The sequence below is a fragment of the Erwinia persicina genome (genome assembly GCF_014838825.1).
Classification (GTDB): domain Bacteria; phylum Pseudomonadota; class Gammaproteobacteria; order Enterobacterales; family Enterobacteriaceae; genus Erwinia; species Erwinia persicina_A.
On record NZ_JACYMO010000001.1, the window covers coordinates 854902 to 868602 of the forward strand.

At 61.1% G+C, this 13701-nt stretch carries 12 protein-coding genes; all 12 read right to left on the reverse strand.

The window, feature by feature from the left end; translation table 11 throughout:
* Positions 1-47: 47 nt before the first annotated feature.
* Positions 48-554, reverse strand: coding sequence for an Lrp/AsnC family transcriptional regulator (locus IFU29_RS03985; RefSeq protein WP_062742678.1), 507 nt, complete (start codon positions 552-554; stop codon positions 48-50).
* Positions 555-685: 131 nt separating this feature from the next.
* Positions 686-2002, reverse strand: a complete 1317-nt coding sequence (gabT, locus tag IFU29_RS03990) for a 4-aminobutyrate--2-oxoglutarate transaminase (protein WP_191932763.1) — start codon at positions 2000-2002, stop codon at positions 686-688.
* Between the two features lie 138 nt (positions 2003-2140).
* Positions 2141-3274, reverse strand: a complete 1134-nt coding sequence (locus tag IFU29_RS03995) for a M20 aminoacylase family protein (RefSeq protein WP_191932764.1) — start codon at positions 3272-3274, stop codon at positions 2141-2143.
* Position 3275: 1 nt separating this feature from the next.
* Positions 3276-4202 (reverse strand): 2-hydroxyacid dehydrogenase, encoded by a 927-nt coding sequence (locus IFU29_RS04000; RefSeq protein ID WP_118663833.1) that lies wholly within the window; start codon positions 4200-4202, stop codon positions 3276-3278.
* The gene (locus IFU29_RS04005) at positions 4202-5050 is read right to left on the reverse strand and encodes a GNAT family N-acetyltransferase (protein ID WP_191932765.1); all 849 of its coding nucleotides are present in this window, start codon (positions 5048-5050) and stop codon (positions 4202-4204) included. Before IFU29_RS04005 ends, IFU29_RS04000 begins: the two co-directional genes overlap by 1 nt.
* A 9-nt stretch (positions 5051-5059) precedes the next feature.
* On the reverse strand, positions 5060-6391 hold the full coding sequence (locus IFU29_RS04010) for an NAD(P)/FAD-dependent oxidoreductase (protein ID WP_191932766.1): 1332 nt from the start codon (positions 6389-6391) through the stop codon (positions 5060-5062).
* 95 nt (positions 6392-6486) lie between these two features.
* The gene (locus tag IFU29_RS04015; RefSeq protein ID WP_191932767.1) at positions 6487-8151 is read right to left on the reverse strand and encodes an ABC transporter ATP-binding protein; all 1665 of its coding nucleotides are present in this window, start codon (positions 8149-8151) and stop codon (positions 6487-6489) included.
* Positions 8148-9002 (reverse strand): ABC transporter permease, encoded by an 855-nt coding sequence (locus IFU29_RS04020; protein WP_137269314.1) that lies wholly within the window; start codon positions 9000-9002, stop codon positions 8148-8150. Before IFU29_RS04020 ends, IFU29_RS04015 begins: the two co-directional genes overlap by 4 nt.
* Positions 9002-9955, reverse strand: coding sequence for an ABC transporter permease (locus tag IFU29_RS04025; RefSeq protein ID WP_062742686.1), 954 nt, complete (start codon positions 9953-9955; stop codon positions 9002-9004). The genes IFU29_RS04020 and IFU29_RS04025 overlap by 1 nt, the downstream gene beginning before the upstream one ends.
* A 29-nt stretch (positions 9956-9984) precedes the next feature.
* On the reverse strand, positions 9985-11589 hold the full coding sequence (locus IFU29_RS04030; RefSeq protein WP_191932768.1) for an ABC transporter substrate-binding protein: 1605 nt from the start codon (positions 11587-11589) through the stop codon (positions 9985-9987).
* 139 nt (positions 11590-11728) lie between these two features.
* Positions 11729-13006, reverse strand: a complete 1278-nt coding sequence (locus tag IFU29_RS04035) for an NAD(P)/FAD-dependent oxidoreductase (RefSeq protein ID WP_191932769.1) — start codon at positions 13004-13006, stop codon at positions 11729-11731.
* An 18-nt stretch (positions 13007-13024) separates the two neighbouring features.
* Positions 13025-13693, reverse strand: coding sequence for a haloacid dehalogenase type II (locus tag IFU29_RS04040; protein WP_062742688.1), 669 nt, complete (start codon positions 13691-13693; stop codon positions 13025-13027).
* Positions 13694-13701 lie beyond the last annotated feature (8 nt).

A 13701-nucleotide genomic window follows, 5' to 3' on the forward strand; every position in this document is an offset into this window, starting at 1 on the left:
ACCTCGGGTTGACCTGAAAAAAGGGTCAGCCCGGGCGTGAAATGGGACTAAAACTCGACCTGGGTGTGGCGGGTAATCAGCGACCGCAGCGGCACACTGCTTTTCATGATGGGGGACTTGATCACGATATAACTGAAGTACTTATCAATGCCCACTTTGGCATCGAGCAGCCCTTCAATCACTTCCTGATAGTGCTCAATACTGCGGGTGATAAAGCGCAGCAGGTAGTCATACCCCCCGGTGATCAGATGGCACTCCATCAGCTCATCCACTTCGCGGATCGCATTCTCAAACTTCAGGAAATCCTCGCGGCGATGCCCGGACAGGGTCACTTCGGTGAACACCGTGACGGAATCGGTGATTTTCGTCAGATTGATATGCGCCTCATAACCGGTGATAAAACCCGCGGTTTCCAGGCGCTTGACGCGTTGCAGACAGGGGCTGGGCGAAAGCCCAACGGCATCGGCCAGGTTCACATTGCTGATACGGCCATCTTTCTGGAGCTGAACCAGAATGTTAATGTCGATACGGTCCAGTTTCATTAAGCCGTTCATAAGACCCCTCATTGGTTCACGTCACCCAACTGGTATAGCACGCTTAATCACTGAGACGCCAGTATTTTAACATCGCGTGCTATCCGGGCGTAATTATCAATAAATGTAATAATATCAATGAGGAAGAATTATCAGCCTAAACGCCCCGTGGCGCGTGCCAGGGCGATATCAAAGATATGCAGAGCCTCTTCCAGCTGCGAATCACTGGTCACCAGCGGTGCCAGGAAGCGCACGGTATTGCGGTGCAGACCACATTTGATCAGCAACAGTCCTTCCTGACAGGCGCTGTCGAGGATCTTCTGCGTCAGCGCGGCATCGGGCTTTTTGGTTTCAAAATCAATTATCTCCACCGCCTGCATAAAGCCAATGCCCCGCACTTCACCAATGCAGGCATATTTTTCTGCCAGCTGATGCAGACGCGCATTCATCTGCTGGCCGAGCTGATTCGACCGCGCCAGCAGATCGCCCTGCTCAAACAGATCGAGTACCGCCAGCGCCGCCGCACAGCCCAGTGCGTTACCGCCATAGGTGCCCCCCAGCCCGCCCGGCGCTGGCGCATCCATGATGGCCGCTTTGCCGACCACGCCAGAAATCGGCAGGCCGCCGCCGAGGCTTTTTGCCACGGTAACCAGGTCCGGCACGATGCCGCTGTGCTGGAAGCCAAACATCTTACCGGTACGGCCAAAGCCGGTCTGCACTTCGTCGCAGATCAGCAGAATACCGTGACGCTGGGTGATCTCGCGCAGCGCCTGCATAAAGGCCGGTGACGCCGCCAGGAAGCCACCGTCACCCTGTACCGGCTCGATGATGATCGCCGCGACACGCTCCGGCAGGATCTGCACGGCGAACAGCGTATCCAGCGCGTTGAGACAGTCCTGTTCGGACACATGATGGAAGGCGTTAGGGAACGGGACGCGGTAAATATCCCCCGGGAACGGCCCAAAGTTCTGCTTATAGGGCTGGCTCATTCCGGTTAAGGTCACGCCTAATAAGGTCCGCCCGTGAAACGCACCGTCAAAAGCGATGATGCCAGGACGGCCGGTGTGTGCGCGGGCAATTTTCACCGCATTTTCTACCGCTTCGGCCCCGCTGGTGAAAAACACACTTTTAAATTCTTCACCGGCCCCAATCAGCATATTCAGACGCCGGGCCAGCTCGATATAACCCGGATAAGCGGCTACCTGGAAACAGGCATGGGATACCCGTTGCAGCTGCGCGGTGACGGCATTCACCACGGCAGGATGGTTATGGCCTACGTTTAATACGCCAATGCCGCCGACAAAATCTAAATAACGATTCCCTTCCACATCCCAGACTTCAGAACCTTTGCCTTTGGCAATCACAATCGGGTGCGCGGTGACTACGCCACGGGGAACATTTTCTGCACGCGCGTCCAGAAACAGGGCGTTATCAGAGAATGTCTGCTGTTCAGCCAGTAAATTGTGCATTGATTTGCCTCATTGACGTCAAGATGAATAGTTGCCCTGAGCGGGCATGGGTCAAGTATCGCAATAAGCCGTCAGGGAAAGCTGCCGTTCGACGGGCGGCAGCAGCATTAACTTTCGTAATTTGTCCCAAACGTTGAATTAAATTTTTACCGGCAGGGATTCCTGCACCACCGCGCAGAACCAGCGGATGCCGTACGGGATCAGCGCATCGTTAAAGTCATATTCAGAGTGATGCAGCGGGCGACTTTCCGCCGACCCCAGCCAGACATAGGCCCCGGGTGTGGCCTGCAACATAAAGGAGAAGTCTTCCGAGGTCATTGCCGGTTTAGGTGCGGGGCCGTGCTCCAGCCCGGCGCGGCGCGCGGCGTTCAGCGCCACCCGGGCTTCATGCTGACCGTTGATGGTCGCCGGATAGTAGCGATCGTAGGTCACCCGCGCCGTCAGCCCGTGTGCCGCCGTGACATGCTGCGCCAGTTCGCGCATGCGCTGTTCAATCCGATCCTGCACGCCAGCATCAAATGTGCGTACCGTCCCGCTCAGGGTCGCCTGCGCCGGGATCATATTATGGGAGAAGCCGCCGTTAATGCGCGTCACCGTCAGCACGGCGGGATCGCACGGGTCCAGATCGCGGCTGACAATCGTATGCAGCGCCACCACCAGTTCACTGGTGGCCAGCAGCGTATCGCCGGTCAGCTGCGGCTGGGCAGCATGGCCGCCGCCGCCCTCCACGGTGATACTGAAGGCATCGCCAGCGGCCATAATCGGCCCTGGCCGGGTCTGTACCGTGCCCAGCGGCAGCTGCGGCCAGTTATGAATGGCATAGACCGCGTCACAGGGAAAGCGGGTAAACAGGCCGTCGTCGATCATCGCCTGCGCCCCGGCCAGCCCCTCCTCCGCCGGCTGGAAGATAAAACAGACCGTACCGTCAAAACTGCTCTCCGCCGCCAGCGCCTGAGCGGCCCCCAGCAGCATAACGGTGTGGCCGTCATGCCCGCAGGCGTGGCAGACATCGGGCTGACGGCTCTTCCATGGCTGACTGCCGTTATCGGCCATCGGCAACGCATCCATATCGGCGCGCAGGCCAACCGTACGTGTGCTGCTGCCGCGCTTCAGGACGCCGACCACGCCGGTTTTACCAATGCCCTGATGAACCTCCAGCCCCAGGCGGGTGAGGAACTCAACCACCAGCGCGCTGGTGCGGTGCTCCTGATAACCCAGTTCGGGGTGCTGATGAATATCGCGCCGGAGCGCCACTAATGCGGCAAGATCCATATCAGTATCCTTTTTCACGATCGACCACGCCGATCATCGGTTCACCACGCTCAAAGCGACGAATATTGTCCAGCAGCGCCTCCACCGCACTCTCGGGCTGCGTCTGGCTGGCGATATGAGGTGTCAGCCAGACGGCCGGATGCTGCCAGAAGGCATGACCGGGCGGCAGCGGTTCCGGTGCCGTGACATCCACCACCGCTGCCCGCAGCTGCTGGCTGTCGAGGGCGCGGATTAAATCGTCATGGTCGAGCTGCGCGCCGCGCCCGACCTGTACCAGCGCCGCGCCACGGGGTAACTGGCTGAACAGATCCGCATTGAGCATCCCTTCGGTGCTGGCGGTGAGCGGCAGCAGGCAGATCAGAATGTCGGTGCGCGCAAGGAACTCGCCCAGGCGGTCACTGCCCGCATAGCACTGTACGCCCGGCAGGTCGCGCGGCGACCGGCTCCAGCCCGCGCAGTCAAAGCCCAGGGCCACCAGCGGCTGCAGCACCGCTTCGCCCAGCGTGCCCAGCCCCATCACGCCTATGCGGCGGCTGGCAGCGGTGTGTACGCTGTGCGCCTGCCAGAGGCCCTCCCGCTGCTGTTGCAGATAGCGCGGCATATCACGGTGCAGGCCCAGCACGGCAAAGGTGACATATTCCACCATCCCGCGGGTCAGGCCCGGTTCGATCATCCGCACCACCGGCAGCGTCGGTGGCAGGCTGGCATAGTCAAACTGATCGGCCCCTGCTCCCACCGAAAACAGCACTTTCAGGTTGGGAAACTGCTGCATAATGTCATCTGGCGGTATCCACGCCACCAGGTACCCGACCTCTTCCGGATTGCCGGTGTCCGGCCACAGATGAAAGCGGGTAGCGGGTGCCCGTTCCGCCACCAGCGCGGCCCATTTTTTCCCACGTTCGGGCTCAGACTTATAGACAATGTTCATCAAGCCAGCGCCTGGCTCATCAGGGCGAATGCCTGCATTCCGCCGGTTTCAGGCTGCCACGGCACCCCTTTGTACATGGTGACCGGGGTATCCACTTCCACCAGACCCAGCCCGGTGAGCCACGGCCCTATCCCCGCCGAGCGATCGGTGTCGATGCGCACAAACTGACCGCTGACCCCGCTTAACAGCTGGCTGACCAGCAGCTTCGCATTCCCCGGGCTGCGTGCGATGACCGGGCCAATCGCATAGCCGTGACCGAAGCGGCGCAGGCAGGCAAACCCGGCGGCCGTTCCGTTCTCTTCCAGCACCAGAAAACGCTCTGCGCTGTCGAGCAGGTTGGCAATCAGCAGCGGGCGGTGCTGCCCCAGCGCCTGACGATCCAGCGCGGTCAGCAGCGCGGCATCCTGCACGCTGGCGCTGCGCAGCTGTTGCTGTGGCCCACAGGCAATGGCGGAGACCGCCGCCAGCTCCCGGCACTGATGCTGTTCAACGTGGCCGGTGGCGACAAAGCCCAGCTTTTCATACAGCGGTTTACCGGCCTCCGTCGCGTGCAGCCGCACGTGGCTCCCCTCCAGCTTCGCCAGCGTCTGCTGCATCAGATCTCTGCCAATGCCGCGCCCCTGCTGGTCCCCGCTGACAATCACCAGCCCGAGGGTGGCGTAATCACGCCCCCAGCGCCAGCGCAGTGCGGTACCAATCACCTCGCCCTTCTCCACGGCCACCAGGCCTTCGCCCAGCCGCAGCGCCTGCTGCCAGTCGGCACGGCGGTGCGGCCATTTCACCTGCTGCGTCAGGGCAAAGGCGGCGTCCAGATGAGTTTCGTTCATCGCAACAAATTCAATCGTCATTTCGGCTCCTTACATCATTCCCGGCGCATCAAGGCCGGAACCGTCGATCAGCCGTTCGTAGCGGAACGGCGTCGGATCAACAATCGGGGTATCTTTCGTGGCAAGGTCAGCGGCCAGCCGCCCGGCTCCGGGGCCAATGCCAAAACCGTGGGCGCTGTAACCGGCGGACAGCACCAGGCCAGGCAGTTTAGCAACCGGGGAGATCACCGGCACGGCATCGGCGGTGCTGTCGATCATCCCGCCCCAGGCCTGCTCCAGGCGCACCTTCTCCATCGACGGGAACTCTTTACGCATGGCGCTCAGCCCCTCCTGCACCATCGCCATATCCGGGGACGGGTCGAGAATGCGCACTTTTTCAAACGGTGAGATGCCGTCCATACGCCAGTGGGCGTACGCTTCCGGCCCGGTGATAAACGGGCTAATGCCGAGGTTGATCTTCAGGTTTTTGCGCCGCGCCTTAAAGGTTGGCCAGAACTGACGGGCATAGCGCAGACCCTGCAGGCCGGGCTCCAGGCGTCCGCGCCCGGAGACAGACACGGTGTAACTGCCGTCCAGCTGCGGGCGGCAGGCGAAGCCCGGCGTATACAGCGGCAGGGCAATTTTTTGTTCGATGGGCGCGGTGCGGAACGCCGTGCCAATGACGTTGCCGAGAGGCAGATCGATACCGTGACGGCGGCAGAACATCGAGGTCCAGGTGCCGCCTGCGCAGATCACGCTGCTGGTTTTGATTAGCCCCCGTTCGGTGAGCACGCCGCTGACGCGGCCGGCGGAAATATCCAGCCCGCGCACCGCACACTGCTGAAACACCATCGCGCCCAGCCGCTGGGCGGCAATCGCCAGGCCCGGTGCCGCCAGAGACGGCTCGGCGTGTCCGTCAGTGGGCGAGGACACGCCTCCCAGCCATGCGCTGGTGCTGCCCGGCGTCATCGCCCTGGCGCGCTCCGCCGTGAGGATCTCACTGTGGAAGTCATAGCCTCTGGCCATCTTATTCCAGGCTTCCCAGGCGTTGATGTCGTCCTGGTTCTGGGTGGCGTACACCAGCCCACTGCGGCGGAAGCCCAGTTCTTCCCCGGTTTCCGCCCCCAGCTCACCCCAGCGTTGCAGCGCATATTTGATTAACGGCAGCTCGCGCTCGTCGCGATTCTGCTGGCGGCACCAGCCCCAGTTGCGGCTTGACTGTTCGCCGCTGACCAGGCCCTTTTCAATCAGCACCACGCTGACGCCTTTTTTCGCCAGTTCATAGGCAGCAGCGGCCCCGGCAATGCCGGCACCAATCACCACCACATCGGCCGCAGGCGGAAAATGCGGGCTGTCCTGTACGTATCGAATGGGTGCGGGCATGTTGTTCCTTACCTGAAAATAGTGTGACGGGCGGACCGGAAAAAAGATCCCCCCCTTCATCAATCAGCGACTGCGGCATTGCCGGTCGCCCCGTCTTACAAGGCGATGTCGCTCTCTTCGTGTTCGTCCAGCCAGCCCTGACGCAGCTCCGGCACGGCGCGTTTCAGCCGCTCATAGTACAACTCGGTGGAGGGCTTGTCGTAGTCGGCGCGCGCGACCTGGGTGACCATCCGGCCATTTTTCACCACAATAATCTCGTCACACACCGAACGCACCGCATGCAGGTCATGGCTGATAAACAGCACCGACAGGCCCAGCTCGCGGCGCAGCTCGGTGATCAGATCCAGCACGGCCGCCGCCACCACGGTATCCAGCGCCGAAGTCACCTCATCACACAGGATCAGGTCCGGCTCGGCCGCCAGCGCACGGGCCAGGTTGACGCGCTGCTTCTGCCCCCCGGACAGCGACCAGGGCTTACGCCACAGCACGCTGCGCGGCAGGCGCACCAGATCGAGCAGTTGCAACATGCGCCGCTCCAGCGCCTGACCGCGCAGGCCGTGGAACAGCTTGAGCGGGCGCTTTAGAATGGTTTCAATACTGTGCGCCGGGTTCAGGGCGGTATCCGCCATCTGGAACACATACTGGATGCGGCGCAGTTCGTTTTCCGGGCGTTGGCGCATATCCCCGGCAATGTAGTGACCGTTAAACAGAATATGGCCGCTGCACGGCTTGTTCATCCCGGCGATGGCGTGGGCCAGCGTGGTTTTGCCCGAGCCGGACTCCCCGATAATGCCAATGGCCTGGCCGCGATACAGGCTGAAGTTAATCTCCTGCAGGATTTTAATTTTCGGCTGGCCGTCACTGTCCAGCGGGCCGTAACCGGCGGACAGGTCGCGCACCTGCAGCAGCGGCTGCACGCTGTCATCCTGAGCCTGCCACGGACTCGGTCGCGGTTTCTGCCTGGCCGCTTCCAGCAGCAGATGGCTGTACTCCGCTTTCGGTGCGCGCAGCAGCTGTTCGGTGGTGCCGTATTCGGCAATGGCCCCTTTCAGCAGCACGAGAATTTTATCCGCCATCTGCGCCACCACCGCCAGATCATGGCTGACGTAGATGGCGGTGGTGCCGCGCTGGCGTACCACGCGGCGAAAGGCTTTCAGCACTTCGACCTGGGTGGTGACATCCAGGGCAGTGGTCGGTTCATCGAGGATCACCACCTCCGGGTCGCTGATCAGCGCCATGGCGGTCATCAGACGCTGGAGCTGGCCGCCGGACACCTGGTGCGGATAGCGGTCACCGATGGTTTCCGGGTTGGGCAGCGCCAGCTCACGGAACAGCTCAATGGCCTTGGTTTCCGCATCGGCGCGGTTCATCACGCCGTGGATCACCACCGGCTCCACCACCTGGTCCATGATCTTCATCGCCGGGTTGAAAGAGGCCGCAGCACTCTGGGCGATATAGGCCACTTTATTGCCGCGGAACTGACACAGCTGTGACGGCGTGAGCGAGGTGACGTCCGTTCCGGCAAGGTGGACGGTGCCCCCGGCAATCTGACAGCCGTGGCGGGCATAGCCCATCAGCGCCAGGGCAATGGTGGTTTTGCCGGAACCGGACTCGCCAATCAGGGCCAGCACTTCCCCCTTCTGCACGGTGAAGTGAATGTCGGAGACCAGCGCAATTTCGCGCCCGTCATCGGCCTGCGCAGTGACCCGCAGGCCATCAACGGAGACCACCGGCGTAGACGCATGTGGCGTAATATTCATGCAACCCCCTTAGCAACGACGGTTAAGGAACGCATCGACTGCAGGCTGTCAATAAACAGGTTGGCCCCGATGGTCAGGCTGGCAATCGCCACTGCCGGCATCAGCACCGCCGGGGAGCCATCAAATAATCCCTGTAAGTTTTCGCGCACCAGGGTGCCCCAGTCGGCATAAGGCGGCTGCACGCCCAGCCCGAGGAAGCTCAGACCACTGAGCAGCAGCACGATATAGACAAAGCGCAGGCCGAAGTCGGTCAGCATCGGGTGCAGCATATTCGGCAGAATATCGTGGATTGCCACGTACAGACGGCTCTCTCCGCGCAGGCGGGAGGCCTGGACATAATCCATCGAACGCAGGCTGGAGGCCATGGCGTAGGCAATACGGTACGCCCCCGGCCAGTAGGTAAACACGGCGGTAATAATCAGCATCGGCAGCGACGAGCCAAACACCGCGACGATCATCAGCGCAAGGATTTTGCCCGGCAGCACCAGCATGGCGTCGTTGATGCGCCCCAGCACCTCTTCCAGCCAGCGCCCGGCGACGGCCGCCAGCAGCGCCAGCAGCGTACCGACCAGGCTGGCCAGCACGGCTGCAGTGAGCGCCAGGCCGATAGAGTAGCGTGCGCCGAACAGGATACGGCTGAAAATATCGCGCCCGAGATAGTCGGTGCCGAACCAGAATTCGCGGCTGAAGTCACCAAACAGCGGACCGCCGCCGATATCCTCCAGGTTGTGCGGCGCGAGGGCAGTGCCAAACACCGCCATAAAGATCCAGAACAGGGTGATCAGCAGACCGATACGGCCACTGATGGTGAGCGATTGAAAGAAGCGCCACGGCAGCGTCAGCAGATTCATCAGCCCCTCCACTTAGGATTGAATGCGATAGTCAGAATGTCAGCGGCCAGCAACAGCACCAGATAGCAGACGGCGAAGAACATGACGCACAGCTGTACCACCGGCAGGTCGCGGTTGCTGACCGCATCCACCATCTGGCTGGCCAGCCCCGGGTAACTGAAGATACTTTCGATAATGATCACGCCGCCAAACAGGTACGAGAGGCTGAGTGAGATGGCATTGGCAATCGGGCCCACAGCATTCGGCAACGCGTGGCGCAGCATGGCACGCAGCGGCGAGACGCCTTTCAGCAGTGTCATTTCCAGATACGGGCTGTCCATCTGATTGACGATGGCTGCCCGGGTCATCCTTGCCATCTGTGCCACCACCACGCAGCACAGCGTCATCACCGGCAGGGCAAAGGTCCGCAGAAAGCCGAGGAAGTCCTGATGGGTGGAGCCCAGCGACATCGCCGGCACCCACTGCAGTTTGACCGCGAAGATAATCACCGCTACGGTGGCAACCAGAAACTCCGGTACCGCCACCACGGCCATCGTGCTGACCACCAGCGCACGATCGAGCAGAGATCCGCGCTTCATGGCCGCGGTAATGCCGATAAACAGCGCCAGCGGCACCGACACCAGGGTGGTAGTGACGGCGAGCTGGAAGGTGGCCGGTATACGCTGTGCCACCAGTTGCGTCACCGGAAGATTGCTGGCGAACGAGGTGCCAAAGTCGCCCTGAAACATCCCGGCCAGCCAGCTGAAGTAACGCATCACCAGCGGCTGATCGAGGCCGAGCTGCTGGCGCAGTGCCGCGACCGTTTCCGGCGTCGCGGACTGGCCGAGGATCATCTGTGCGGCGTCCCCCGGCAGCATGCTGGTGATAAAGAACACCAGCGCCGAGACAATCAGCAGCGTCAGTATGCCCGACCCGATGCGCCGGAATATCAGTGTCAAAAGATACCTGTTCATCGCCATTCTCCTGGTGAAAGTTTAAAAATTTACGACGTCAGCCAGGCGTACTCGTGGAAGCGATAGCCCATCATCATGCCTGACGGCATCGCTTCTACCCCTTTCACTTTGTTACTGCAGCCATCCATCGTACTGATAAAGGCCGGGATCAGCGTGCCGCAGTTGTCGTACACCAGCTTCTGCATGTCGCCATACATCTGCTTGCGTTTTGCCTGGTCGCTTTCACCCCGGGCGGCGGTAACCAGCTGGTCGAACTGGGCATTTTTCCAGCCCGATTCGTTCCAGGATGCGGTGGAGTAATAGAACTGGGAGAACAGCATATCCAGCGTCGGACGCGGGTTAACCGAACCGTAACCAATGGGATCTTTCATCCAGTGGGCCGACCAGTAACCGTCATACGGCACGCGACGTACCGCCACGTTAAGACCGGCAGAGCGGGCAATCTGCTGTAGCAGCTGGCCGCCCTCAACGGCCCCTTCGATGTTCGGCGTGGTGATCACTTCTATTTTCGCGCCGACCATATTGGCCTTCTTCAGGTGGAACTTCGCCTTATCGAGATCCAGCGGACGCTGCGGCAGATCCTTGTTAAACATCGGATGCCACGGCGGCACCGGCGTGTCGTTACCGATATCCCCAAAGCCCTGCAGCACGGTCTTGACGATCATCTCGCGCGGCTGCAGATATTTCATCGCCAGCACGAAGTCCGGGTGGTTACCCGGCGCACGGTCAGTACGGATAATCAGGTCGCTGTACATGCCTGATTTGCTCTCCATGATGGTAAATTTGCCGTTCTGCCGCAGGCGTTTAACGTCATTGGCGGAGAGCGTGGACACCATATGCAGGTCGCCGGACATCAGGGCGTTGACGCGTGCCGCAGGATCCGTCACCCCCATCAGCTCCACTTCATCAAGGTGAGGCAGGCCCGGTTTGTAGTAGTTTTTGTTTTTGCTGCCGACGGTGCGTACGCCCGGCTGGAATGAGGTCAGCACAAACGGCCCGGTGCCAATCGCTTTACTGAAGTCTTTGGTGCCGTCCTGCACGATCAGGAAAGAGCTGGTGGCCAGAATCGACGGCAGGTCGACGTTAGGCTGATCTAACGTGATCTGCACTTCCCCCGGGCTCACCGCCTTGATCTCTTTCATCTGGCTGGCGAGGGTGATGACCGTTGAGGCGACCGCCGGGTCTTTGTGGCGGCTGAGGGAGTAGACCACGTCGGCGGCAGTCAGCGCTTTACCGTCGTGGAAGGTCACGCCAGGGCGCAGCTTCACCTGCCAGACCAGACCGTCGGTGCTGGTCATTGACTCTGCCAGCGCGGGCTGTGCCTTCAGGTCTTTATCCAGCTCCATCAGGCCGCTGTAGAACATAAACTGACGGCAGTAGTCGCCGCTGTTGCTGCCTTTCGCCGGGTCGAGGGTATCACTGGCCGAAGCGTTGGCGACCGCTGCACGCAGTTTGCCCCCCTTGACCGGCGTTTCCGCAGCGAAGCTGAACTCCGGGAAACCAATCAGGCCGGTACTCATCACCGCACCGGCGGACAGCAGCTTCATCATGCCGCGTCGGGAAATGGCAACATCCGTTATCGCCTGGGTCAAATTCGGGTTAACGCGGCTAAATTCTTTGCGAAATTTACTCATTTGCATACCCTCGATGTTGAAATCAGCGACCCCCTGAATCATTGGAGCCGCCGCAGAACGGCAACGTAGCGGATCCCCGCGAGCCATTGTCAGCCCGTGGTGAAAGCCAGCGTGTCGGTGGCCCAAAGAATGGCGGAGATCAGGAAAATTTATCTTTGGCTTTGTAGTAAAGCCCCGCTACCGGCAGGAACCAGGGCTTACCGAAGTAGCCGGGAACCGCTGGCCAGCTGTTGCGCTGCCACGGGTTGTCGTTACTTTTTTCTGCTATCAGATCGGCCATCACCCGGCCCATCCACACGGACATCTGGGTGCCGTGCCCGCTGTAGCCCAGCGAGTAAAACACCCCGTCCTGTTCACCGGCATGGGGCAGTCGGTCAGCGGTCATATCCACCAGTCCCCCCCAGCAGTAATCGATGGCAACGTTACCCAGCGCCGGGAACATGGCCTGCATCCCCGCTTTCAGTACTTCGCCACTTTTCGCATCCGACGTCGGGTTGCTGATGGCAAAGCGTGCGCGGCCGCCAAACACCAGACGACGGTCGGCAGTGGTGCGCAGATAGTTGCCCAGGTTCAGCGAGGTGACATAGGTGCGGTCACCCGGCAGTAAACGGTTGAGCAGACCGGCTTCCAGCGGTTCAGTGACCACCACAAAGCTGCCCACCGGGATAATGCGCCGCTGGAACCACTCAAACGGGCCGGTATTCGAGCAGCCGGTGGCCATCAGCACTTTTTCGGCCACAATATCGCCCTTCGCGGTGCTGACCCGGTGGCGGTAGCCGTTAAGCCGCGTCAGGCCGGTGACTGCCCGGTGCGGATAGATGGCCGCACCGGCACGGGCAGCGGCTTCCGCCAGGCCGACGCCAAACTTACCCATGTGCATCTGACCGCCGTGATGCTGTAACAGCGCACCGTGGAACTGCGGCGAGTCAATCTCACGTTTCACTTCATCCGCGCTGAGGATTTCCACATCCGGGTCAACGTGGCGTTTCATCATCTCGCACGCCGCTACCAGCGACGGCAGATGTGACGCCTTGCTGGCCAGCTTCAGCTTGCCGCAGCGGCGGAAATCACAGTCGATCTGCTCGCTGGCGACCACGCCCTGCACGTAGTCCACCGCATCGGCAAAGGCCCGGTAGTAGCGGGTAGCCTGTTCGACGCCCTGGGACTCCACCATCGCGGCGAAGTTCTGTGCCACCCCGGTATTACAGTGACCGCCGTTGCGCCCGGAGGCCTGGCTCATGACCTCACCCGCTTCCAGCACCACCACGTTGACGCCGCTGCGGGCAAGACTGAGTGCGGCAGAGATGCCGGTAAAGCCGCCGCCAATCACCACCACATCTGCGGTGGCTGGCAGGTCGCCGGGGGTTGCCCCGGTGAATACCGGGGCCGTTGCCTGCCAGAATGATTCCAGTTTCATGCCCTGCTCCTCTGCGGCTTACAGCCCGACAACGCCCGGAAGACCACCGATACCGCTGATCTCGGTATACTCATAGGCCGGGTTGCCCGGACCGTGACCGCGGTTAACGTAGACCTTGTTTTTGATGCCCAGGTCATAGGCGGTCATCAGGTCGTAGCGCAGGCTGCTGGAGACGTGCAGGATCTCCTCCGGGCCGCAGTTCAGCTTGTTGAGCATGTACTCAAAGCCCTTCATCTGCGGCTTGTAGGCCCCCACCTCTTCCGCCGTAATGGTCATGTGGATCGGTGCGCCCAGGCGCGGGACGTGGTTTTTGATCAGCTCATCGGTCGAGTTAGTCAGCAGCACCAGGGGGAATTCTCTGGCCACCACCGCCAGGCCGGCAGGCACATCAGGGTGCGGGCCCCAGGTGGCGCAGGCGGTCATCACCGCCGCGCAGTCGGCCTCCGTACACTCCACGCCCCATTTGTTACAGGTGCGGTACAGCGCACTGGCCACCACCTGCGGATAAAGCTTGAATGCCCCCAGCACTTCGTCCAGGCGATAGCTTGAAAAGTCATTGGTGAACGCCAGCATCTGCGCCGGACTGACGCGGTCGGCGAAGATGGCGGCAGCGGCACCGGCCATGTCGAAGTTGATCAGCGTGCCGTAACAGTCGAAGGTGATGTATTTCGGTTTAAACACAGCCATTGCGCTAC

Coding starts and splice junctions, on each gene's coding strand:
- IFU29_RS04015 (WP_191932767.1), bottom strand. CDS start 8,151: ATGAATATTACGCCACATGCGTCTACGCCGGTGGTCTCCGTTGATGGC.
- IFU29_RS04040 (WP_062742688.1), bottom strand. CDS start 13,693: ATGGCTGTGTTTAAACCGAAATACATCACCTTCGACTGTTACGGCACG.
- IFU29_RS04000 (WP_118663833.1), bottom strand. CDS start 4,202: ATGAACATTGTCTATAAGTCTGAGCCCGAACGTGGGAAAAAATGGGCC.
- IFU29_RS03995 (WP_191932764.1), bottom strand. CDS start 3,274: ATGGATCTTGCCGCATTAGTGGCGCTCCGGCGCGATATTCATCAGCAC.
- gabT (WP_191932763.1), bottom strand. CDS start 2,002: ATGCACAATTTACTGGCTGAACAGCAGACATTCTCTGATAACGCCCTG.
- IFU29_RS04025 (WP_062742686.1), bottom strand. CDS start 9,955: ATGAACAGGTATCTTTTGACACTGATATTCCGGCGCATCGGGTCGGGC.
- IFU29_RS04005 (WP_191932765.1), bottom strand. CDS start 5,050: ATGACGATTGAATTTGTTGCGATGAACGAAACTCATCTGGACGCCGCC.
- IFU29_RS04030 (WP_191932768.1), bottom strand. CDS start 11,589: ATGAGTAAATTTCGCAAAGAATTTAGCCGCGTTAACCCGAATTTGACC.
- IFU29_RS04035 (WP_191932769.1), bottom strand. CDS start 13,006: ATGAAACTGGAATCATTCTGGCAGGCAACGGCCCCGGTATTCACCGGG.
- IFU29_RS04010 (WP_191932766.1), bottom strand. CDS start 6,391: ATGCCCGCACCCATTCGATACGTACAGGACAGCCCGCATTTTCCGCCT.
- IFU29_RS03985 (WP_062742678.1), bottom strand. CDS start 554: ATGAACGGCTTAATGAAACTGGACCGTATCGACATTAACATTCTGGTT.
- IFU29_RS04020 (WP_137269314.1), bottom strand. CDS start 9,002: ATGAATCTGCTGACGCTGCCGTGGCGCTTCTTTCAATCGCTCACCATC.